Source organism: Micromonospora sp. WMMD998 (assembly GCF_029581235.1).
GTDB lineage: Bacteria > Actinomycetota > Actinomycetes > Mycobacteriales > Micromonosporaceae > Micromonospora.
Genome location: NZ_CP120740.1, coordinates 3,087,963 through 3,109,759, shown reverse-complemented (window position 1 = coordinate 3,109,759; position 21,797 = coordinate 3,087,963). Strand labels below are relative to the sequence as shown.

The following is a 21,797-nucleotide window of genomic DNA, read 5'->3' as shown; positions in this document are numbered from 1 at the left end:
AGGGTGATCGACATGGCAGACCGCGCCAACGACAGCACCAACGTGAATCCGGACGCCGCCGTCAAGGATCCGGACGACTGGGTCACCGGCGACGAGCCGCCGACCGCGGCCCAGGAGTCCTACCTGCACACGCTGGCCCAGGAGGCGGGCGAGACGGTGCCGGACGGGCTGACCAAGGCCGAGGCGTCCCGCCGGATCGACGAGCTCCAGGCGGAGACCGGCCGGGGGCGCTGAGGCCGGGGCGTGCTGGGGCCGGGGCGTGCTGGGGCCGGTGCCCGGCAGGTCGGCGTTCGGGTCAGCGCGGGGGCAGGCGGTGCAGCTCGACCCGGTCGAGCCGCCCCGCCGCCACCCAGGCGGTCAGGTACGTCGCGTGCGGCTGGGCCCGCCGGTCGGTCGGCGAACCGGGGTTGAGCAGCCGCAGCCCGCCCGGCGCGACGCTGTCCCACGGGATGTGCGAGTGGCCGAAGACCAGCAGGTCGCAGTCGCCGTACGCGGCGGCGCAGCGTTCCTCGCGGCGGGTCTTCGGGCCGGTCTCGTGCACGACGGCGACTCGCAGCCCGGCCAGCTCGACCCGGGCCACCTCGGGCAGCCGGGCGCGCAGGGCCGGCCCGTCGTTGTTGCCGTGGACCCCGACGAGTCGGCGGGACCGGGCCTCCAGGGCGTCCAGCAGCGCCACGTCCACCCAGTCCCCGGCGTGCAGCACCACGTCGGCGGCCTCCACCGCCGCCCACAGCGCCTCCGGCAGATCCCGCGCCCGCCGCGGCACATGCGTATCCGCCATGATCACCAGCTCCACCGCGCCATCTTCCCACCGCGGACGTGGGTGAGGTCAGGCACCCTGGCCCTGGTTCTGCATCAGGCCGCCGTCCATGAAGTAGGTCGAGCCGGTGACGTAGTCGGCGTCGTCGCTGGCCAGGAAGACGGCCAGCTTGGCGATCTCGGACGGCTCGGCGGCCCGCTTCCACGGGATGCTCTGCACCTGCTCGTGGAGGTACTTCGGGTCGTCGATCGCCTCCTGGTTGAACGGGGTCAGCACCATGCCCGGCCCGATGTTGTTCACGTTCATGCCCATCGGGGCCACCTCCAGCGCCAGGCTCTTGGCCAGTTCCAGCATGCCGCCCTTGCTGGAGTCGTAGTCCGCGCCGCCGGCCCGGGCCACCTCCTGGTGGATCGACGTGATGTTGATGATCTTGCCGCCGCCACCGGCGTCCCGGCGGTGCCGGACGAACCGCCGGCAGCAGAAGAACATGCCGTAGAGGTTGGTGCGGATGCACCGGTCCCAGGTCTCGGTGTCCAGGTCGACCACCGGGATGCCGGAGGCGTCCACGCCGGCGTCGTTCATCAGCACGTCCAGCCGGTCGAACTCGGCAAGCGCCTCGTCGAACATCGCGTCGACCTGGTGCTCGACGCTGATGTCGCCCTGCACCACCACGGCCCGCCGGCCGGCCTTCTCGATCTCCGCCCGGGTGTGGTTCGCGCCGGCGTGGTCGTGCAGGTAGTGCACCACCACGTCGGCCCCCTCGCGGCCGAACTCGATCGCGGTGGCCTGCCCGATACCCGAGTCCGAGCCGGTGATCAGGGCGGTCCTCCCCGCCAGGCGTCCGGTCATCCGGTTGCTCCCTCCGTGCGGGCCGCGCCGGTCGGCACGGCCGGTCGGTCGTGCGCGAACCGTGCCGCGGCGTCGGTGATCCGGCCCGCGGCGTTGATCAGGCCGATGTGCGAGAACGCCTGGGGAAAGTTGCCCAGTTGCTCGCCGGTGGCCTGATCGATCTGCTCGGCATAGAGGCCGAGGTCGTTCGTACGGGCGGCGAGCTGCGCGAACAGCCGCCGGGCCCGGTCCACCTCGCCCGCCTCGGCCAGGCAGCCGACCAGCCAGAACGAGCAGATCACGAAGCCGGCCGGGTCGTCCTCCCAGCGGCGCAGCAGCCCGTCGCGGGACAGCCGGCGCTCGATCACCTCCACCGTGGCGCGCATCCGCGGGTCGTCGGCGGGCAGGAACCCGACAAGCGGCATGAGCAGCACCGAGGCGTCCAGGTCGTCGGAGTCGAACGCCCCGGTGTACGCGCCGATCCGCTCGTTCCAGCCCCGGGCGAGCACCGCCGCCCGGACCTCGTCGCGGGCCGCCGCCCAGCCGGCCACGTCGGCCGGCTCGCCGATGCGCGGGCCGAAGCGGACCGCCCGGTCCAGCGCGGTCCAGCACTGCACCTTCGACGACACGTAGTGCCGCTCGGCGTCCCGTGCCTCCCACATCCCGGAGTCGGGCCGGCGCCAGTCGCGCACCGCCCGGTCGGCGAGCGTGCGCAGCAGGTGGCGCACCTCGGGCGACATCGGATCCAGGTAGTGCCGCATGAGCCACGCCGCGTCGAGCACCTCGCCCAGCACGTCGTTCTGCCGCTGCCGCCAGGCGTCGTTGCCGACGAGCACCGGCCGGCTGCCGTCGTACCCGGCGAGGTGGTCGAGGTCGTGCTCGGTCAGGTCCCGCTCCCCCTCGACCCCGTACATGATCGGCGCGGGGGCGTCGCCGAGCCGCCCCATCGCCCGGGCCACCCAGGTGAACTGCCGGTCTGCCTCGTCCGGGCAGGCGGCCCGCCACAGCGCCTGGAGGGTGAGGCTGAAGTCACGCAGCCAGACGAACCGGTAGTCGTAGTTGCGGTCCCCGCCGGGCTTCTCCGGCAGCGCGGTGGTGGCCGCCGCGACCACCGCGCCGCTCGGCCCGTAGGTCATGCCCTGCACCACGAGCGCGCTGCGCCGGACCAGGTCCCGGAATTCACCCCGGTAGTCGTGCAGGTCCGCCCAGGAGCGCCAGCCGGCGACCGTGCCGGTGACCACCTCGGCGGCGTCGGGCAGCGCCGGCGTCCCGCCGGCGTACGTCGGGGCGTACCCCAGGGTGAAGTGGTGGGCGCTGCCGGCCCGGGCGGTGAAGCGCCCGACGGCGGTCCCGTCGGCGAACGCCAGGCCGACCGCGGCCCGCAGTTCCAGCCGGCACGCGCCGGCGGTGGCGACGGTCACCCCGTCCCGTTCGGTGAGGTAGGCCCCGACCCGTCCGTACTCGAACCGTGGCGCGTACTCGACGCGCATCGGCACCTCGCCGTCGATCCCCTCGACGACCCGGGCGAGCACCCGCGGCGACCGCAGCCCGATGTCGTGGCCGCGCGCGCCGGGCTCCAGCGCCAGGGCGTCGGTGACGGCCACCGTCCCGGTCGGCGTGGCGAAGACGGTACGCAGGACCAGCGCGTCGTCCAGATAGGACCGGGTGCTGGTGAACCCGCCCTCCGGACGGATCGCCCAGTGCCCGGCGTCGTCGTCGAGCAGCCGCCCGAAGACCGAGGGCCCGTCGAACCGCGCCGGGCACCACCAGTTCACCGAGCCGGCGGTGTCCACCAGGGCGGCGCTGCGCCCGTCGGCGAGGAAGCCGTGCTCGCTGATCCGTCCGGTGCGCACGGTGGTGGCTACCCGGCCGGGCCACGGTCATGCCTGCCCGGATGCGTCCGGGTCGCCGCGTTACCCCTCGCCGGCGGCGGGAACGCGGCGGGTTGACGAAGGAGGATGCTCATGACCAGACCCTCGACTCCGACCGCGGCCTGGCGTCCCGGAATGCCGGGCAGCGACAACCTCCCGTCCGGTCCGGGCGGTCGCCCGACACCGCCGAGCGGGGACGGGCACGGGCCGCAGGCCGGCCGACCGACCGTGACGCTCGGCTCGTATCCGGACTATCCGTCCGCCCAGCGCGTGGTGGACTACCTGGCCGACAACCGGTTCCCGGTGGAACGGACCGCGATCGTCGGCACCGACCTGACCCTTGTCGAAACCGTGATGGGGCGGCTGACCACCGGCCGGGCCGCCCTTCTGGGCGCCGGCACGGGCGCCTGGTTCGGCTTGTTCATCGGGTTGCTCTTCGGCATCTTCACCGTGGGCAACTGGCTGGCGGTGATCCTGGTCGGCCTGGTGATCGGCGCGATCTGGGGCGCCGTGTTCGGCGCCGTCGCGCACGCCATGAGCGGCGGGCAACGCGACTTCACCTCGGCCAGCTCGTTGCGCGCCGGCCAGTACGCGGTCACGGTGGACGCGGAGCTGGCGGAGCAGGCCCGGCAGGCGCTCGGCCGGATGCACCTGACGCCCACCGGCGCCACCGCACGCTGACGCGCGTACGTCACCACGAGGGAGGGTCCCGCCGGGGCCCTCCCTCGCCGGGTCAGTCGTGCCAGGCCCGCTCGCCGGCGCGCAGCGGCACGTCGACACGGTTCTCCGGCGGGGCGAGCGGGCAGGCCCACCTGTCGTCGTACGCGCAGCTCGGGTTGTAGAGGTAGTTGGCGTCCAGCCGCACCCGGTCGCCGGGCAGCACGGTCAGGCCGCGCCCGAACGTGCCCTTCACCGTGTCGGTGAGATAACGCCCACCGCCGTACGAGCCGTCCCCGCAGCTCGCGTCGCGCAGCGGCACGAACAGCCCACCTCCGTAGGCGTTGATCCACCAGAGCGTGAGCGGCCCCCAGGGCGTCTCGGCGACCGCCACCCGCCGGTAGGCGACCACGCCGTCCGGGCCGCCGGTGTCGATGCTCAGCTCACCGGAAGCGGGCCGCAGCGGGGCCTCGACCACGGCCGCCGGGTCGGGCGGATACCAGCGCAGCCCGGTGAAGCCGGCCCGGTCGGCGGGCGGCACCGGGCTGCTCGGGTGGGTGCGGAACAGGTCGTCCCGGGCGGCGCGGAACCCGCCCAGGTCGAGGTCGGACAGGTAGAGCCCGGCCACCCGCTCCCGCCAGTCGAGCACGTCGAGGTCATCCATCCCCCGACCCTAGCCGGACCTCCGATTCAAATTTCAAGATATCTGCCGCGCTTGCTCGTCAGCGTGAGCGAGAGCACCTGTCGGAAGATTGTTTAAATTTTGAACAGTGCTACTCTCGGGGCATGACGGAGAGCCTGGACGCGGAGCGGGCGGCGTGCTGGCGCGCCTACATCGAGTCGAGCCAGCGGCTGTTCACCCGGCTGGAGGACGACCTGCGCGCGGACAGCGAGCTGAGCTTCGCCGACTACCACGTGCTGGTGCTGCTCTCCGAGGCGCCCGGGCAGCGGCTGCGGATGGGCGAGCTGGCCGACCGGCTGGTGTTCTCCCCGAGCCGGCTGACCTACCAGATCACCACGATGCAGAAGCGCGGCCTGGTGGCCAGGGAGTCCTGCCCGGCCGACCGGCGCGGCAGCGAGGCCGTGCTCACCGCGGCCGGCCTGCTGGCCCTGCGCGAGGCCGCGCCGCACCACAGCCGGTCCGTGCGCGCCCACCTGATCGACGACCTCGACGACGCCGAGGTCGCCTGCCTCACCCGGGTCTTCGAGCGGCTCGGCCGGCGCCTGCGCGCCGACCGCACCGCGTCGTCCACCCCGGCCGACAACCAAGGAGCCCTCTGATGCCCGCGATCACCGTCGACGACGTCCTCGTCCTGCCCCGCCTGCCCAAGCTGGACGAGTCCACCACCTACCGCCCGGTCCGCCGGGTCACCACCGCGCCCAGCGGCTACGAGGGTGAGGGCTTCCCGGTCCGCCGGGCCTTCGCCGGGGTCTCCATGACCGATCTCGACCCGTTCATCCACCTCGACCAGATGGGCGAGGTGGACTACGCGCCGGGCGAGCCGAAGGGCACCTCGTGGCACCCCCACCGGGGTTTCGAGACGGTGACCTACATGATCGACGGGATCATGGACCACCAGGACTCCACCGGTGGCGGCGGCACCATCACCGACGGCGACACCCAGTGGATGACCGCCGGCAGCGGCCTGCTGCACATCGAGGCCCCGCCGGAGCACCTGGTGACCAGCGGCGGCCTGTTTCACGGCCTCCAGCTCTGGGTCAACCTGCCCCGGGTGGCCAAGATGAGCCCGCCGCGTTACCAGGACATCCGCGGCCGGGAGTCGGCGCTGCTGACCACCCCGGACGGGGGCGGCCTGATCCGGGTGATCGCCGGCGAGATCGCCGGGCACCGGGGTCCGGGCTCCACCCACACGCCGATCACCATCGCGCACGTCACGCTCCAGCCCGGCGCCGAGCTGAGCCTGCCCTGGCGGGCCGACTTCAACGCGCTCGTCTACGTGCTGGCCGGCCGGGGCACGGTGGGCACCGACCGGCGGCCGGTCCGCGTCGGCCAGCTCGCCGTGCACGGGCCCGGTGACGCGCTGCGGATCACCGCCGACCGGGCGCAGGACGGCAACACCCCGACGCTGGAGCTCTACCTGATGGGCGGACAGCCGATCCGCGAGCCGGTGGCGCACTACGGCCCGTTCGTGATGAACACCCGGGCCGAGCTGATCCAGGCGGTCGAGGACTTCCAGGCCGGCCGGCTCGGGGTGGTCCCGACCGGGCGGGTGCCGCACAGCGACGGCCAGGGCGACCGCCCCTGACCGGTACGAGTGCTCGGGCGCTCCGGTTCGCCGGGGCGCCCGGGTGGCGGCTCAGGAGACGGCGAAGATCCCGGCCACCCCGAGGATCACCATCAACAGGACCGCCACCAGCGCACCCCGCTCCCCCTCCACCGCCTGGTCGCGGTCGTCGGTCACGGTGTTCGTCGTCTCGGCGGCCATGTCGGTGCCTCCTTGCCGTTGCGCGATCCAGGGGTCCGGCGCACCCCTGGCCCTGCCCATCGCCGCCGACCTGCTGCTTCGACGTGCGGGGCCGTGCCGGGGGTCCTACCGTTGAGGACGTCGTCGACCTCGGGAGGCTGGGACGTGACCCTGCGGGACTGGTTCCTCACCGCACAGGAACGCGCCAACCCAGGGTCTGAGTTACCCGTCTGGACGACCGGAAACCTTGCCGAGCCGTTGATTCACGGCAGCGCGTACTTTGACCGGCTGGTCAGTGAGGTGGAGGCGCTGCGCGCCGGTGACCACCTGTTCTTCACCGACTGGCGGGGCGACCCGGACGAGCGGATGCGCCCGGACGGGCCGACCGTCGCCCAACTGTTCGCCCGGGCCGCGCAGCGCGGGGTGATCGTCAAGGGCCTGCTCTGGCGCTCCCACCTCGACAAGTTCTCCTACAGCGAGGCGGAGAACCGCGACCTCAGCGAGACGGTCCGCGCGGCCGGCGGCGAGGTGCTGCTCGACCAGCGGGTCCGGCGCGGCGGCTCGCACCACCAGAAGCTCGTGGTGCTGCGCCACCCCGACGACCCGGGCCGTGACGTCGCGTTCGCCGGCGGGATCGACCTGTGCCACAGCCGCCGGGACGACGCCACGCACGCCGGCGACCCGCAGGCGGTCGGCATGTCCCCCCGGTACGGCCCGACCCCGGCCTGGCACGACGTGCAGCTCGCGCTGCACGGCCCGGTGGTCGGCGCGCTGGACACCACGTTCCGCGAGCGGTGGACCGACCCGATGCCGCTGAACTCGGAGAACCCGCTGGCCCAGCTCCGGGACCGGCTACGCGGCAGCGACCTCACCCCGGACCCGCTGCCCGACCAGCCGGCCGACCCGCCGCCCTGCGGCCCGCACCACATCCAGGTGCTGCGCACCTACCCGGCGGTACGCCCGCGCTACTCCTTCGCCCCGGACGGCGAACGCACCGTGGCCCGCGGCTACACCAAGGCGGTACGCCGGGCCCAACGGCTGATCTACCTGGAGGACCAGTACCTCTGGTCCACCGAGGTGGCCGAGTTGTTCGCCCAGGCGCTGCGCGAGCACCCGGAGCTGCACCTGGTGGCGGTCGTGCCCCGGCATCCGGACGTGGACGGCCGGCTGGCGCTGCCACCGAACATGGTGGGCCGGGAGCAGGCGCTCTCGCTGTGCCGCCGGGCCGCACCGGAGCGGGTGCACGTCTTCGACGTGGAGAACCACGAGGGCACCCCGGTCTACGTGCACGCCAAGGTCTGCGTGGTGGACGACGTCTGGGCCAGCGTGGGCAGCGACAACTTCAACCGCCGGTCCTGGACCCACGACAGCGAGCTGTCCTGCGCCGTGCTCGACGACACCCGCGACGAGCGGGCGCCCGCCGATCCGGCCGGGCTGGGCGACGGCGCCCGCGCCTTCGCCCGGGACCTGCGGCTGCGGCTGTGGCGCGAACACCTGGACCGCGATCCCGACGGGGCGCAGGACGACGACCTGCTGGACCCGGCGGACGCGGTGGCGGCGATCGACGCGGCGGCGCAGGCGCTTGACGACTGGCACGCCGGTGGGCGGGTCGGCCCCCGTCCGCCGGGCCGGTTGCGGCCACACCGGGCCGAACGGCTGCCCTGGCGTACGCGGATCTGGGCGCTGCCGGCGTACCGGCTGGTCTACGACCCGGACGGCAGGCCGCTGCGGGCGCGACGCGCCGGCACCTGGTGAACCGGCGCCGCCTCGTCCAGCAGGCTCGGGCAGGCCGGGTAGGCGAACGACACGCGGGGCGCGTAGAACCCCCAGCAGACGTGCAGCGGGTTGGCCGGGCGTAGCGCGTGGACCGGGTGTTCGGGGACGAGGAACTCCACCGACTCGACCTCGAACGGCGACACCGGCTCGGCCACGTACGGATAGTCGACGACGTGCAGTTCGCCGTCGCGGCGGGTGAGATAGCGGTGGTGGCCGCTGTGCGCCTCGGTGCCGGTGTGCCCGACCGCGGCGACGACCCGGATCAGCGGCCGGCCGTCGACCCAGGTCTCGGCGGTGAGTCGCCCGCCCCGCAGCTCGACCCGGGTCACCCCCTCCGCCGCCGGGGCGCCGCGCGCGGCGGCGTACTGCCGCACCCGGGTGCTGGACGCCAGATAGTGCGTCCACCAGCCGCCCGGGGTGCCGCCGTCCGGCGGCTCCATGTCCGCCAGGGAGACACCGAGGTAGGTGAGCGAGTAGGCGCCGAAGCCGGACGTCTGCGTCTCGTCGTCGACCACGTACTGGCAGGAGAACACCTGCCGCTGCGGGTGCGGGCGGACGCCGGCCGGGAGCAGCGCCTCGGCCGCGCCGGGGTCGGCCGGGAGCCAACTGAACAGCAGCGTCCGGGCGTTGAGGACGAGTTGCGGCGCGGCAGGATCGAGCACGGTGCCTCCGTAGACGTGTTCCCCACGGACGCTACGGGCGGTCCCGTTGGCGGGACAACGACGGAAAGTCGACAGTGTGCTCCGACTGTCGGGTTCTTCCTTGACCGATCGGTCGATGACCTGAGGCCGATTCGCCCCGATCCAGGCCCTTGCTACCCACTCACACCATAAGTGCATCGTACTTTCGGCTAGATTTTCGCTAGCCGATCAGGTTAGGGTTGCTCCCGAACGGACCACTTAAACCTCAAAACTCAGCGTCTCCTCTTTTTCTCCGCGGACGAGGTGCAGGGAGGACCACCATGACCGCCCAGACGATCAACGCTCCCGCGAAGCTCGACCCCCGCTCGCTCACCGACAGCGCCGCCAACCTGCTCAACGCGATGGCCGCGCTGCCCGCCGACCACCCGTCGCGGGCCGCCCTGCGCGACCGCGCCATCGAAGCCTGGCTTCCGCTGGCCAACCACCTGGCCCACCGTTACAGCGGCCGGGGCGAGCCCAACGACGACCTGGCGCAGACCGCCGCGATCGGCCTGATCAAGGCGATCGACAAGTTCGACCCGTCCCGCGGCGTCGACTTCGCCGGCTACGCCATCCCGACCATCATCGGCGAGCTCAAGCGCCACTTCCGCGACCGCACCTGGGACATCCGGGTGCCGCGCCGGCTCCAGGAGCTGCGCCTGGCCATCTCCGACGCCAACAGCACGCTGCTCCAGACCCTCGGCCGGTCGCCGACGGTCGCCGACATCGCCGCCCACCTCAAGCTCACCGAGGAAGAGGTGCTGGAGGGCCTGGAGGGCGCCCGCGCCTACAACGCGGTGTCGCTGTCCACCCCGACCGGGGACGGCGAGCGTGCCACCGAGCTGGGCGACATGCTCGGCGGCGAGGACGGCGAGTTCGAACTGGCCGAGATGCGCGTCGCGCTCGGCCCGGCGCTGGCCACGCTCGACAAGCGCGAGCAGAAGATCCTCACGCTCCGCTTCTACGGCAACCTGACCCAGTCGCAGATCGCCGAGCAGATCGGCGTCTCGCAGATGCACGTGTCCCGGCTGCTGGCCCGGGCCCTGACGAAGCTGCGAGGCCACCTCGACGGCACCTACTGATCCTTGGGTGTAAGGAAGGGGCCCCTATTAACGCCTGCGGTATAGGCGGGGCCCCCTATTAACACTCCCGCATCCGGCGCGGGCTTCCTCATCGGAGTCGCGGGCGACCGCCACGGCGCGCGGAGGTGTTAAAAGGGGGCCCCGCCTCTACCGGAGGCGTTAACAAGGGGCCCCTCCTTGCGTCGGGGGGTGGGTGGGAGAGTGGGGGCGTGCTCGCCGACGTCTCCCTCGACCTGCCGGTCCGGCCGGTGCTGCCGCAACTCGTCGCGGCGCTGCGGGAGCGGGGCACCGGAGTGCTGGTGGCGCCGCCGGGCACCGGCAAGACCACCACCGCGCCGCTCGCGGTCGCCGACGCGGTCGCCGGGCGCGTGGTGATCGCCCAGCCTCGGCGGGTCGCCGCCCGGGCCGCCGCGCACCGGATGGCCGCTCTGCTCGGCGAGCGGGTCGGCGACCGGATCGGGTACGCGGTACGCGGCGAGCGGCGCGGCGGACCGCGTACCCGGGTGGAGGTGGTCACCACCGGCCTGCTTGTTCGCCGGCTGCACCACGACCCGGAGCTGCCCGGGGTCGACGCGGTCCTGCTCGACGAGTGCCACGAACGGCAGCTCGACGCCGACCTGGCGTTGGCGTTCAGCGTGGAGGCCCGGGCCACCCTGCGCCCGGACCTGTGGCTGCTCGCGATGTCGGCGACCCCGCAGGCCGACCGGTTCGCCGCGTTGCTCGGCGGGGACACCCCCGCTCCCGTCGTACGGGCCGAGGCCGCCCTGCATCCGGTCGAGCGGGTGTGGGCGCCGCCGCCGCGCCCGGTCGTGCCGCCGGGCGCCGGCCGGGTGGACCCGGCGCTGCTGGACCACGTGGCCGCCACGGTCCGCCGGGCGCTGCGCGAACGCGCCGGTGACGTGCTGGTCTTCCTGCCCGGGGCGGGCGAGATCGGTGCCGTCGCCGTACGGCTGGCCGACCTGCGCGGCACGGTCGCCGTGCTGCCGCTGCACGGCCGGTTGCCCGGTGCCGCCCAGGACGCGGTGCTGAGCCCGGCCGCCACGGGCGGTGCCGGACGGCGGGTCGTGCTGGCCACGGCGGTGGCGGAGAGCAGCCTGACCGTGCCCGGGGTGCGGGTGGTGGTGGACGCCGGGCTGAGTCGGGTGCCGCGCACCGACCTGGCCCGGGGGCTGGGCGCGCTGGTCACCGTGCCGGTGTCCCGGGCGGCGGCCACGCAGCGGGCCGGGCGGGCCGGGCGGGAGGCGCCGGGCACGGTCTACCGCTGCTGGTCGGAGGCGACGCACGCCCGGCTCGCCCCGCAGCCGGAACCGGAGGTCACCACCGCCGACCTGACCGGCTTCGCGTTGGAGCTGGCCGCCTGGGGCGCGCCGGACGGCACCGGCCTGGCGCTGCCCGACCCACCGCCGCCGGCCGCGCTCACCGTCGCCCGGGAGACCCTCGCCACGCTCGGCGCGGTCGACGCGGACGGCCGGATCACCACCCGGGGACGGGCCATCGCGTCGGTCGGCGCCCATCCCCGGCTGGCCCGGGCGTTGCTCGACGGCGCACCGCGGGTGGGCGCCGACCGGGCCGCCGAGGTGGTGGCGGTGCTGGCCGAGGAGACGCTGGGCGGCGCCGGGGACGACCTGCCGGCCCGGTGGCGTCGACTACGCGCCGCCGCCGACCCGGCCGCCACCGCCCGCTGGCGGACCGAGGTACGCCGCCTGCGCGCCGCGCTGCCCGCCGACGGCCGACCGGAGCGGCCCGTCACCGGGACCGGCGGCCGGCCGACGTCACCTGTCGAAGCTGCGGGTGGCCGGTCGGAACGGCTGTCCGACGATCTGGCCGCGGGGCTGCTGGCCGGGCTGGCGTACCCGGAACGGCTGGCCCGGGTGCGGCGGTCCGGCGGGTCCGCGTACCTGATGGCGGGCGGCACCGAGGCGGAGCTGACGGCCGGGTCGGGGCTGGCCGGGTCGACGTGGCTGGCCGTCGCGGTGGCGGACCGCTCCCCCGGCGCGCCGGCCGCCCGGGTGCGGCTGGCCGCGCCGGTCGACGAGGCGACCGCGCGGGAGGCCGGCGCGGCGCTGCTGCGCACCGGGCGGGAGGTCGCCTGGTCCGGCGGGGACGTGGTGGCCCGGGAGGTGGTCCGCCTCGGCGCCATCGAGCTTGTCGACCGGCCGCTCGCCGCGCCCGATCCGGAGCTGGTCGCCGCGGCGGTGTGGGACGGGCTGCGGCAGGAGGGGCCGGGGCTGCTCCGCTGGACGCCGGAGGCGACGGCGCTGCGACGCCGGCTGGCGTTCTGCCGGCAGGCGCTCGGCGACGACTGGCCGGACGTGTCGGACGCCGCGCTGCTCGCCGCCGCGCCCGCCTGGCTCGGGCCGGAGCTGGGCCGGGCGCGCCGCCGTGGCGACCTGGCCCGGGTGGACGTGGCCTCGGCGTTGCGCCGGTTGCTCGACTGGCGGCAGGCGGCGCGGCTCGACGAGTTGGCGCCGGAGCGGCTGGCGGTGCCGAGTGGTTCGCGGGTACGGGTGGACTACGCCGACCCGGCGGCCCCGGTGCTGGCGGTGAAACTTCAGGAGACGTTCGGCTGGCGGGACGTGCCGAGCGTCGCCGACGGGCGGGTGCCGGTGCTGCTGCACCTGCTCTCCCCCGCCGGGCGGCCGGTGGCCGTCACGGCGGACCTGGCGTCGTTCTGGCGCGGCGGCTATCCGCGGGTGCGGGCGGAGCTGCGGGGGCGCTATCCGCGTCACCCCTGGCCGGAGGATCCGACCACCGCCGAGCCGACCCGGCGGGCCAGCCCGCGCCGGCGCTGAGCCGCGCGGCTCACTCCTCGACGACGTCCGCGATCACCACGGTGACGTTGTCCGGGCCGCCGGCCCGCAACGCGAGGTCGATGAGTCGGGCGGCGCAGGCCTCCCGCTCCAGGCCCTCGCTCAGCACCTCGGCGAGGGTGTCGGCGCGGACCACGTTGGAGAGGCCGTCGCTGCACAGCAGCCAGCGGTCGCCGGCGCGGGGCACCATGGTCGCGTACGCCGGGGAGACCTGGTCGCCCTGCAACGCCTGGGTGACGACGGCGCGGCGGGGGTGGCTGCTCGCCTGGTCGGGGGTGATCAGGCCCTGGTCGACGAGCATCTGCACGAAGGTGTCGTCGCGGGTGACCTGCTTGAGCACGCCCTCGCGGAACAGGTAGGCGCGGGAGTCGCCCACGTGCGCCAGCGCCAGGCAGCTCCCGGTGCGGGCGAACAGCAGCGCGGTGAGCGTGGTGCCCATGCCCTGGCGTTCCGGGTCCTCCTCGACGGCCTGGCGGATCCCCACGGTGGCCCGTTCGATGGCGCCCTGGAGCGCGGCGACGAGCGCGTCCTCCGGCGTCTCCGCGTCCAGGGGGGCGATCGCGTCGATCGCGATGCGGCTGGCCAGGTCGCCGGCCGCCATGCCGCCCATGCCGTCGGCGACCGCGACCAGCCAGGGACCCGCGTGCTGGGCGTCCTGGTTGCCGCTGCGGATGAGCCCACGGTCGCTCGCTCCGGCGGAACGCAGCTTCAGGGTCATGGGTCGCAGCCTGCCAGGTCGAGGGCTCGGTTGTCTCTAGGAGATCACCATCATCGTACGTGGCGCGTGGAATCCTCCCGCGCACGGGCGCAGGCCCGCCATCGGGACGGATCGATTGACAGGGACGGAACCCGATGGAAACATCGGCCTGATATTGGGAGCGCTCCCAGCTCTCGTGCTCCCCACCACCCCCGAGCACGGAAGGAACCTCCGTGACCCGATCCCGTCGTCGGCTGGTCGCGCTCGCCGCGACCACCACCTTGGCGCTCACCGGCCTCACCGCCGGCCCGGCCCTGGCCGAGGTGCCACCGGACGCCCCCGAACAACTGCGAAACGGCGACTTCAGCGCCGGTGTCTCCCCCTGGTTCTCCTACAGCACCGGCGAGTTGGCGGTGACCGACGGCCAGCTCTGCACCACCGTCGCCGCCGGCACGGCGAACCCCTGGGACGCCGGCATCGGCCAGGACGCGGTGCCGCTGATCCAGGGCGCCGAATACGAACTGTCCTTCGACGTCTCCGCCACCCCCGGCGCGGCCCTCAAGGCGGTGCTCCAGCTCGGCAGCGCCCCCTACACCACGTACGCCAGCGTGGACGCCACCGCCACCCCCACCGCCACGCACGTCACCACCACCTTCACCGCGCCCGCCGACAACGCCGGCGCCCAACTGATCTTCCAGATCGGCGGCAGCGCCGAGGCGCAGACGTTCTGCCTCGACAACGTGTCGCTGCGCGGCGGCGAGGCGGCCCCGCCGTACGAGCCGGACACCGGGCCCCGGGTCCGGGTCAACCAGGTCGGCTACCTGCCCGGCGGGCCGAAGCACGCCACCGTGGTCACCGACGCCACCGACCCGCTGCCCTGGCAGCTCACGTCGGCTGCCGGGGCCGTGGTCGCCAGCGGCAAGACCACCCCGCGCGGGGAGGACGCGGCGTCCGCGCAGAACGTGCAGACCGTCGACTTCTCCGCGTACCGCAAGCCGGGCACCGGCTACACGCTGACCGTGGACGGCGAGACCAGCCACCCGTTCGACATCTCCGGCACGCTCTACGACCGGCTGCGCGCCGACTCGATGCAGTTCTTCTACGCCCAGCGCAGCGGCATCGCGATCGACGGCGACCTGATCGGCGACGAGTACGCCCGCCCCGCCGGGCACCTCGACGTCGCCCCCAACAAGGGTGACACCGACGTGCCCTGCCAGCCCGGCGTCTGCGACTACACGCTGGACGTGCGCGGCGGCTGGTACGACGCCGGCGACCACGGCAAGTACGTGGTCAACGGCGGCATCGCCACCTACCAGCTCCTGAACTCGTTCGAGCGGACCAAGACCGCGGAGACCGCCGACGGCGGCGCGGCGCTCGGCGACAGCACGCTGCGGGTGCCCGAGCGCGGCAACGACGTGCCGGACGTCCTCGACGAGGCCCGCTGGGAGCTGGACTTCCTGATGCGCATGCAGGTGCCGGCCGGCAAGCCGCTGGCCGGGATGGTCCACCACAAGATCCACGACAAGAACTGGACCGGCCTGCCGCTCGCCCCGCAGGACGACGCGGAGGTGCGCGAGCTGCACCCGCCGTCCACCGCCGCCACGCTCAACCTGGCCGCCGTCGCCGCCCAGTGCGCCCGGCTCTTCGCCCCGTACGACGCCGCCTTCGCGGCCCGCTGCGGCGAGGCCGCGAAGACCGCGTACGCGGCGGCGAAGGCGCACCCGGCGATCTACGCCTCGGCCACCGACGGCACCGGCGGCGGCGCGTACGACGACACCAACGTCACCGACGAGTTCTACTGGGCCGCCGCCGAGCTGTGGCTGACCACCGGCGACAAGGCGTACCTGGCCGACGTCACCGGCTCGCCGCTGCACACCGCCGACGTGTTCACGCCCAACGGCGCGTTCGGCTGGCAGAGCGTGGCCGCGCTGGGCCGGCTCGACCTGGCCACCGTGCCGAACACGCTGCCCGCCGCGGAGAAGACCCGGATCCGCGCCTCGGTCACCGCCGCCGCCGACCAGTACCTGGCCACGATCCGCGACCAGGCGTACGGGCTGCCGCTGCCCGGCACCGCCGACGCGTACGTCTGGGGCAGCAACAGCAACATGGTGAACAACACGATCGTGCTGGCCACCGCGTTCGACCTGAGCCGGAACGCGAAGTACCGGGACGGGGCGTTGCAGGCCGCCGACTACCTGTTCGGCCGCAACGCCCTGAACATGTCGTACGTGACCGGTTGGGGCGAGCAGAACGCCCACAACCAGCACAGCCGCATCTTCGGCAACCAGTTGAACCCGGACCTGCCGAACCCGCCGGACGGCTCGCTCGCCGGTGGCCCGAACGCCGCCCTCCAGGACCCGTACGCGGCGAACCTGCTCGCCGGTTGCGCGCCGATGTTCTGCTACGTCGACAACATCAACTCGTACGCGACGAACGAGGTGGCGATCAACTGGAACTCGGCGCTGGCCTGGCTCGCCTCGTTCCTGGCCGACCAGGGTGACGCGAAGGCCGTGCCGGCGCCCACCTGCGCGGTCACCTACAGCACCCACGGGAGCTGGCCGGCCGGCTTCACCACCCAGGTGACGCTGCGCAACACCGGCACGAAGGCGATCGACGGGTGGAGCCTGCGGTGGGCCTTCCTCGGCGGCCAGAAGGTCAGCCACGCCTGGTCGGCGCAGGTCGACCAGACCGGAGCCACGGTGACGGCGAAGAACCTACCGTGGAACGGGAAACTGTCCCCCGGCACGTCCACCACGTTCGGCCTGAACGGCACCAGCGCCGGCGGCCCGAACCCCGACCCCACCCTGGTCACCCTGAACGGAAAGGCCTGCACCATCTCCTGACCCGTCGTGCGGTGGTGGCGCCCGTCCTGCGCCACCACCGCCGATCGGCAAGACCCCGGGGTACGGTCCCGGCATGGCGTATCTGTTGCTGGCGCTCGCGATCACGGCCGAGGTGATCGGCACCAGCCTGCTCAAGACGAGCGACGGCTTCACCCGGCTCTGGCCGACGGTCGGCCTGGTGGCGTGCTACCTGGCCGCGTTCGCTCTGCTCGCCCTCGTGGTGCGCGACGTCCCGGTCGGGGTCGCGTACGCGATCTGGTCCGGGCTGGGCACCGCCGCCATCATGGCGGTCGGGGCGGCGTTCCTGGGCGAACCGCTGAGCGTGGCGAAGGTGGTCGGGGCCGGTCTGGTGATCGCCGGCGTGGTGGTGCTCAACCTCGGCGGAGCGCACTGAGCAGCCGAAGCTGACCGATCTCGGCCGCGTTCTTCATCAGTTCGGCGTTGACCCAGCCGACCATGTGCGCGACCGTGAGCCCGGCGTCTGCCGGCCACGGGAAGGCGGCGGGCCGCGCCAGGTCGTCGGCGGTCAGGCGGTCGAGTTCGTCGATCCATGTCGTCCGCAGGCCACGCAGCCAGGTGATGGTTTCCTCCCCCGGCCCCGGCCACACCACGTCCGCACGCCGTCGTGCGGGCCGCCCGACGAGATGGTCACCGGCGACCGACCACCACCAGCCGATATGCCAGGTGAGCCACGCGATCGTGGGCACCGGGACCGGATCCGGCTCGGTGTCGGCCCAGTCGGGCCGCCAGGCGCCGTCCGGGTCGCGTCGCACCGTCCAGCAGAGCGCGACCGGCTCCCTGAGGAAGTCGGCCGGTTCCAGCCGGTCGAGGTGATACGCGAACAACGACCAGGTCAGGTCGAACTGCCAGCGCAGCAGGGCGGGGGCGGTGATGGTCACCGGCCGATCGTGGCACGGCAGCGGAACTCCGGCGATCGATTACCCGGCCCGGCGCGGAGGCCGCGCCACCCGGAGCCCCGTCCGTAACCCGGTGGACGTTCACGGGCCGGTGCGGGAACGTGAGGCCGTGGACGGGGACGCGGAACGTCGGGTGTGGGGGGCCGACCGACTGAGCGCCGCCGCCCGGCCGTCTCGCCGTCTCGCCGTCTCGCCGTCTCGCCGTCTCGCCGGGGGGACGGTTCACTGAACCGATCGGCGCATCGCGACCCGGTCGGCCGGGTCGAGTCCGAGCGCCGCCTCGGCCACGAGCAACCTGACCAGGCCCGGCGTCAGCTCCGCCCCGGTCAACTCGCGGAAGCCGCAACGCGCGTAGTAGGGCGCGTTCCACGGCACCGACCGGAACGTGGTCAGCGTCAACGCCGGCAGTCCCTGCGCCGCCGCCCACCCCGCCACGTCGTCGAGCAGGCCCCGCCCGATGCCGCGCCGGGCGTACGCCGGGTCGACGCTGAGCTGCCGCACGTGCGCGGCGCCGTCGACGAGGTCGACGAGCGCGAACGCGACCGGGCGGTCGGCCGCGTCGACGGCGACCCGCAGCCGGCCGGCGCGCTGCGCGGCGGCGAGCGTGTCGAGGGGTGGCGGCGGCATGTCGGCCACCAGGCGCATGCCGATCTCCCGGAACGGGGCACCGGAGGCCACCTCGATCCGTTGCACCTCGGTCAGCTCGTCGGCCCGGGCCGTCCTGCTGCGCTCCACAGCGCCGACCCTGGCAGAGCCGACGGGACGGGGCGAGCGGATTTCGGCGTACCCTGCACCGGTGACCCTTCCCCTGCCGGCCGGCGACTTCCGCGCGTACCTGTTCGACTGCGACGGCACGATCGTCGACTCGATGCCGGTGCACCACCGGGCGTGGAACGCGGCGCTCGCCGAGTGGGACTGCGAGCTGCCGGAGGACCTGTTCTACGCCTGGGGCGGCCGGCCGGTCGTCGACATCGTGGTCGACCTCAACGAGCGGCACGGGCTGGCCATGCCGGTCGATACGGTGACGCGCCGCCGGGAGGAGCTGTTCCAGCGGCTGCTGCCCGGGGTGACCGCCGTGCCGGAGGTGCTGGCGCACATCGAGGACGCGCACGGGCGGGTGCCGTTCGCGGTCGTCTCCGGCAGCACCCGGGAGTCGGTGACCGCGTCGCTCACCGCGCTGGGCCTGCTGGACCGCTTCGAGACGCTTGTCTGCGCCGAGGACTGTGCGCGGCCCAAGCCCGACCCGGAGGGCTACCTGCTGGCCGCGCGCCGGCTCGGCGTCGACCCGGCCGGCTGCCTCGTGTTCGAGGACACCGACCTCGGTGTGGAGGCGGCGACGGCGGCGGGCATGGCGTCGGTCCGGGTGCCGCACCCCCGGGAGCGGGCGGCCAGTCGGTAACCGCGCCGCGGGACGCCGGCAGGCGGCCGACCTCCGGCAGGAACCAGGCCGCCGACGGTGACCATGAAGTTGTTGCCACGACACGCCGGGCGGGGTGACAACAACTTCATGATCACCCGTCCAAGGGCGGGCTGTTTCGAGGAGGCGGAGGGCGGTGTGACCGGGGTCGCCTCTGGTGGGGTGTTGGCGAGACCGGGTGGCGCCTGGCGTCGGTGACATGGCTGTCAACGAAGACGTCACCGTCGATCCGGCTCCGGTGCGGGCGACCTGTGGCACGGTGCGGCCGGCGCGGGCCTCGCCTACGACCTCGCACCGCCGGGCGCGATCGGCGCCTACCAGGGGGCGGACGGGCTGCTGGCCGGGCTGGCCCAGGCGCTCGGCCGGGGCCTGCTCACGCTGCTGGTGCTGGGCGGGGGCGGGGTGGGCTGGCTGGTGCTCGGTGCTCTGTTCGCCGCCGTCGGGCTGGCCGCCCCGACACTGGTCCGGCGCGCGGTGGCGAGCCGGCCGTCGCCGACGGTCGACGAGCGGCCGGCGGGCGTCACGGGCTGACCCCGCCGACGGAACCGTGCCCGGCGGAACGGGCCGACCCCCGCCGACGGAACCGTGCCCGGCGGAACGGGCCGACCCCCGCCGGCGGCCGTGTAGCAGCATGGCGGCATGACCGACCAGCGGAGCATCACCATCCGGCCGGGCGGGGCGGAGGATGCGCCCGCCGTGCTGCGGCTGTTCGACAGCGCCATCGCGTGGCTGGCCGAACGCGGCCGGACCGACCAGTGGGGCGTGGACGCGGCCTCGACCGACCCGCGCCGCATCGCCCAGGCCGACGCCTACGCCGGCGGCGACGGCCTGTGGTTCGCCGAGATCGACGGCACCGAGGTCGGCGCGCTCGTGGTCGGCGCGGCGACGGAGTACGTGCCGCCGGCCACCGAGCCGGAGCTGTACGTCAACCTGCTGGTCACCGACCGGGCGTACGCGGGCCTCGGGATCGGGGCACGGTTGCTGGCGCACGCGGCGGACCTGGCCCGTGAGCGAGGGTCGGGCCTGCTGCGGGTGGACTGCTACCGCAGCCCGGACCGGGCGTTGGTGCGCTTCTACGAGGGGTGCGGCTTCACCGCCACCGACCCGTTCACGGTCGAGCGGCCGGGCCGGGCGCCGTGGCCGGGGCAGGTGTTGGCCCGCCGGCTCGACTGAGCGCCGCCGACGTCAGCCGATCTCCTCGTCCACATAGCACCAGCGCCACGACTCGCCCGGCTCGACGGAGCGCATCACCGGGTGCCCGCTCGACTCGAAGTGCTTCGTGGCGTGCTGGTAGACCGACGAGTCGCAGCATCCCACGTGCCCGCAGCTCAGGCAGGAACGCAGGTGCACCCAGTCCCGGTTGCCGACCGCCACGCAGTCGGGGCACTCGGTGGTGGTGGCGGGCTCGGCGTCGCCCGCCTCGGCCAGGTGCTGGCAGCTCATTCGACAACCTCCTGTCGTAGCAGGGACTCCTCCAGGTCCAGATCACGATAGGCGCGGGTGAGCACCTCCTCCGGGATCTGGCCGGAGTCACGGGCGGACCGGAACACCTCCCGCTCGGCGTCGATCATCTCCTGCCGCAGTCGCGCGTACGCCTGGGAGGGGGTTTCCCGTGCGGTGCCGCCGAGACGTTCCCAGGCCAGGTTGGACCGGGACGTGGTCAGCCCGCGGAGGCGTTCCACCACCGCCGGCGGGGCGTCGTCGGCCATCGCGTCGAGCCGTTCCAAAGCGGCCCGGCTGGCCCGCTGCTGCACCCCGGCGGCGGAGAGCGCGTCCTGCACCGGGTCGTCCGGGGGCAGCCGCAGCTTCCGGGCCACCCAGGGCAGCGTGGCGCCCTGCCCGACCAGGGTGGCCACGATCACCGCGAAGGCCAGCCAGATCAGCAGCCCCCGGGGGTACGACCGGTCGTCGGCGAGGGTGAGCGGCAGGCCCAGCGCGGCGGCGAGCGTCACCACGCCGCGCATGCCGGCCCAGCCGATGACGATCGGGATCCGCACCGGCGGGGACGGGTCGCGCTGTCGCACCCGGGGCACCAGCCGGGCCAGGTAGGTGGCCGGGAACAACCAGACGAACCGGGCCAGGAAGACGGCGGCCAGCACTCCGACGGTGATCCCGACGAGCGAGCCGAACGGCTCGTCGAGGTTGCGTAGCACCTCGGGCAGTTGCAGGCCGACGAGCAGGAACACCAGCCCCTCCAGCAGGAACTGGATCAGCCGCCAGAACGCGGTCACCTGGAGGCGGGACGCGGCCGACATGAGCATCGGCAGCTTGTGCCCGATGCCGAGCCCGGTCACCACCACCGCGACCACCCCGGAGGCATGGATCTCCTCGGCGGCGAACACCACCGCGAACGGCACGATCAGCGACAGCGCGTTGTCCAGCACCGGGTCGGTGACGCGCTTGTGCAGGTGGCCGAAGACCACCACGCCGAGCAGACCGACGATGATGCCACCGCCGGTGGCGACGAGGACCTCCCGGGCCACGTAGCCGAAGCTGACCCCGCCCGCGCTGGCGGTGGCGGCGACGATCGCCACCCGCAGCAGCACCAGCGCGGTGGCGTCGTTGACCAGGCTCTCGCCCTCCAGGATGGTGACGATCCGCCGGGGCAGGCCGACCCGACGGGCCACCGCGGTGGCGGCGACCGCGTCCGGCGGCGCGACCACCGCGCCGAGCGCCAGGCAGATCGCGTACGGCAGGTCGGGCAGGAACAGGTGCACGACGGCACCCACCACGAACGCGGTGAAGATCACCAACCCGACGGCGAGCAGGAGGATCGGCCGCAGGTTGAGCCGGAACGCCGGCACCGAGGTGTTCACCGCCGCCACGTAGAGCAGCGGCGGCAGGATGCCGACGAGCACCAGGTCCGGTTCCAGCCGAACGTGCGGGAAGAACGGCAGGTAGGACAGCACGAGGCCGAGCACCACGAGCAGGATCGGCGCGAGCAGGCCGAGCCGGCGGGCCAGGGCCGCGCCGAAGGTGGCGATCGCCAGGAACACCACGACCTCGAACAGAGCGTCCATGGGGTACGAGCCT

23 protein-coding genes are annotated in these 21,797 nt (G+C 73.9%); 12 read left to right on the top strand and 11 right to left on the bottom strand.

The genetic code is table 11. The features are described from left to right. Positions 1-12: 12 nt before the first annotated feature. Entirely contained in the window at positions 13-234 is a 222-nt protein-coding gene (locus O7619_RS14460) for a DUF3072 domain-containing protein (protein ID WP_281583831.1), read from the top strand. Between the two features lie 61 nt (positions 235-295). Here O7619_RS14460 and O7619_RS14455 read toward each other — a convergent pair whose 3' ends face one another. Genes O7619_RS14455 through O7619_RS14445 form a run of 3 tightly spaced genes read right to left on the bottom strand, consistent with a single transcriptional unit; the run spans position 296 to position 3,441 of the window. Beyond that, positions 296-796 carry a metallophosphoesterase gene (locus O7619_RS14455; RefSeq protein ID WP_282288348.1) on the bottom strand — a complete coding sequence of 167 codons (501 nt, stop codon included), beginning with the start codon at positions 794-796 and terminating at the stop codon, positions 296-298. A 33-nt stretch (positions 797-829) separates the two neighbouring features. After that, positions 830-1,609: an SDR family oxidoreductase gene (locus O7619_RS14450; RefSeq protein WP_282288346.1), complete on the bottom strand. Its 780-nt coding sequence runs from the start codon at positions 1,607-1,609 to the stop codon at positions 830-832. Then, positions 1,606-3,441 carry a glycoside hydrolase family 15 protein gene (locus O7619_RS14445; protein ID WP_282288343.1) on the bottom strand — a complete coding sequence of 612 codons (1,836 nt, stop codon included), beginning with the start codon at positions 3,439-3,441 and terminating at the stop codon, positions 1,606-1,608. The genes O7619_RS14450 and O7619_RS14445 overlap by 4 nt, the downstream gene beginning before the upstream one ends. A gap of 111 nt (positions 3,442-3,552) precedes the next feature. Between O7619_RS14445 and O7619_RS14440 the strand changes: the two genes are divergently transcribed. Continuing rightward, entirely contained in the window at positions 3,553-4,140 is a 588-nt protein-coding gene (locus tag O7619_RS14440; RefSeq protein ID WP_282288342.1) for a general stress protein, read from the top strand. 52 nt (positions 4,141-4,192) lie between these two features. Here O7619_RS14440 and O7619_RS14435 read toward each other — a convergent pair whose 3' ends face one another. Beyond that, entirely contained in the window at positions 4,193-4,780 is a 588-nt protein-coding gene (locus tag O7619_RS14435) for a DUF1684 domain-containing protein (protein WP_282288341.1), read from the bottom strand. Positions 4,781-4,902: 122 nt separating this feature from the next. Here O7619_RS14435 and O7619_RS14430 point away from each other — a divergent pair, with 122 nt between their 5' ends. After that, on the top strand, positions 4,903-5,397 hold the full coding sequence (locus O7619_RS14430) for a MarR family transcriptional regulator (RefSeq protein WP_282288340.1): 495 nt from the start codon (positions 4,903-4,905) through the stop codon (positions 5,395-5,397). Further along, the gene (locus O7619_RS14425; protein WP_282288339.1) at positions 5,397-6,383 is read left to right on the top strand and encodes a pirin family protein; all 987 of its coding nucleotides are present in this window, start codon (positions 5,397-5,399) and stop codon (positions 6,381-6,383) included. The genes O7619_RS14430 and O7619_RS14425 overlap by 1 nt, the downstream gene beginning before the upstream one ends. A 51-nt stretch (positions 6,384-6,434) precedes the next feature. Here O7619_RS14425 and O7619_RS14420 read toward each other — a convergent pair whose 3' ends face one another. Beyond that, the gene (locus tag O7619_RS14420) at positions 6,435-6,563 is read right to left on the bottom strand and encodes a hypothetical protein (RefSeq protein ID WP_282288337.1); all 129 of its coding nucleotides are present in this window, start codon (positions 6,561-6,563) and stop codon (positions 6,435-6,437) included. Between the two features lie 144 nt (positions 6,564-6,707). Here O7619_RS14420 and O7619_RS14415 point away from each other — a divergent pair, with 144 nt between their 5' ends. Beyond that, complete coding sequence (locus O7619_RS14415; protein ID WP_282288336.1) at positions 6,708-8,297, top strand: phospholipase D-like domain-containing protein; 1,590 nt, start codon at positions 6,708-6,710, stop codon at positions 8,295-8,297. Here the strand turns inward: O7619_RS14415 and O7619_RS14410 are convergent. After that, positions 8,246-8,980 carry a hypothetical protein gene (locus tag O7619_RS14410; protein ID WP_282288335.1) on the bottom strand — a complete coding sequence of 245 codons (735 nt, stop codon included), beginning with the start codon at positions 8,978-8,980 and terminating at the stop codon, positions 8,246-8,248. The genes O7619_RS14415 and O7619_RS14410 overlap by 52 nt on opposite strands. A 299-nt stretch (positions 8,981-9,279) precedes the next feature. On the opposite strand from O7619_RS14410, the gene O7619_RS14405 reads away from it, so the two are divergent. Further along, the gene (locus O7619_RS14405) at positions 9,280-10,080 is read left to right on the top strand and encodes a SigB/SigF/SigG family RNA polymerase sigma factor (RefSeq protein ID WP_282288334.1); all 801 of its coding nucleotides are present in this window, start codon (positions 9,280-9,282) and stop codon (positions 10,078-10,080) included. 209 nt (positions 10,081-10,289) lie between these two features. Next, positions 10,290-12,872, top strand: coding sequence for an ATP-dependent helicase HrpB (hrpB, locus tag O7619_RS14400; protein WP_282288333.1), 2,583 nt, complete (start codon positions 10,290-10,292; stop codon positions 12,870-12,872). 10 nt (positions 12,873-12,882) lie between these two features. Here hrpB and O7619_RS14395 read toward each other — a convergent pair whose 3' ends face one another. Then, on the bottom strand, positions 12,883-13,608 hold the full coding sequence (locus tag O7619_RS14395) for a protein phosphatase 2C domain-containing protein (RefSeq protein ID WP_281583842.1): 726 nt from the start codon (positions 13,606-13,608) through the stop codon (positions 12,883-12,885). 212 nt (positions 13,609-13,820) lie between these two features. Between O7619_RS14395 and O7619_RS14390 the strand changes: the two genes are divergently transcribed. After that, a complete protein-coding gene (locus O7619_RS14390) occupies positions 13,821-16,430 on the top strand; it encodes a glycoside hydrolase family 9 protein (RefSeq protein ID WP_282288332.1) in 2,610 nt (869 codons plus the stop codon). A gap of 73 nt (positions 16,431-16,503) precedes the next feature. After that, a complete protein-coding gene (locus tag O7619_RS14385) occupies positions 16,504-16,824 on the top strand; it encodes a multidrug efflux SMR transporter (RefSeq protein WP_282288331.1) in 321 nt (106 codons plus the stop codon). Here the strand turns inward: O7619_RS14385 and O7619_RS14380 are convergent. Both O7619_RS14380 and O7619_RS14375 read right to left on the bottom strand, forming a co-directional pair. Beyond that, entirely contained in the window at positions 16,802-17,329 is a 528-nt protein-coding gene (locus tag O7619_RS14380) for a DinB family protein (protein ID WP_282288329.1), read from the bottom strand. The genes O7619_RS14385 and O7619_RS14380 overlap by 23 nt on opposite strands. A gap of 240 nt (positions 17,330-17,569) precedes the next feature. Continuing rightward, positions 17,570-18,082: a GNAT family N-acetyltransferase gene (locus O7619_RS14375; RefSeq protein ID WP_282288327.1), complete on the bottom strand. Its 513-nt coding sequence runs from the start codon at positions 18,080-18,082 to the stop codon at positions 17,570-17,572. Positions 18,083-18,143: 61 nt separating this feature from the next. Between O7619_RS14375 and O7619_RS14370 the strand changes: the two genes are divergently transcribed. The 3 genes from O7619_RS14370 to O7619_RS14360 all read left to right on the top strand — a co-directional run bounded on the left by O7619_RS14370 (position 18,144) and on the right by O7619_RS14360 (position 19,937). Further along, on the top strand, positions 18,144-18,746 hold the full coding sequence (locus O7619_RS14370) for an HAD family phosphatase (RefSeq protein WP_282288325.1): 603 nt from the start codon (positions 18,144-18,146) through the stop codon (positions 18,744-18,746). A 402-nt stretch (positions 18,747-19,148) separates the two neighbouring features. After that, positions 19,149-19,295 (top strand): hypothetical protein, encoded by a 147-nt coding sequence (locus tag O7619_RS14365; protein ID WP_282288324.1) that lies wholly within the window; start codon positions 19,149-19,151, stop codon positions 19,293-19,295. A 108-nt stretch (positions 19,296-19,403) separates the two neighbouring features. Continuing rightward, entirely contained in the window at positions 19,404-19,937 is a 534-nt protein-coding gene (locus tag O7619_RS14360; protein WP_282288322.1) for a GNAT family N-acetyltransferase, read from the top strand. A gap of 12 nt (positions 19,938-19,949) precedes the next feature. Here O7619_RS14360 and O7619_RS14355 read toward each other — a convergent pair whose 3' ends face one another. Continuing rightward, a complete protein-coding gene (locus O7619_RS14355) occupies positions 19,950-20,207 on the bottom strand; it encodes a UBP-type zinc finger domain-containing protein (RefSeq protein WP_282288320.1) in 258 nt (85 codons plus the stop codon). Further along, entirely contained in the window at positions 20,204-21,784 is a 1,581-nt protein-coding gene (locus tag O7619_RS14350; RefSeq protein WP_282288319.1) for a Na+/H+ antiporter, read from the bottom strand. The genes O7619_RS14355 and O7619_RS14350 overlap by 4 nt, the downstream gene beginning before the upstream one ends. Between the last annotated feature and the right edge of the window lie 13 nt (positions 21,785-21,797).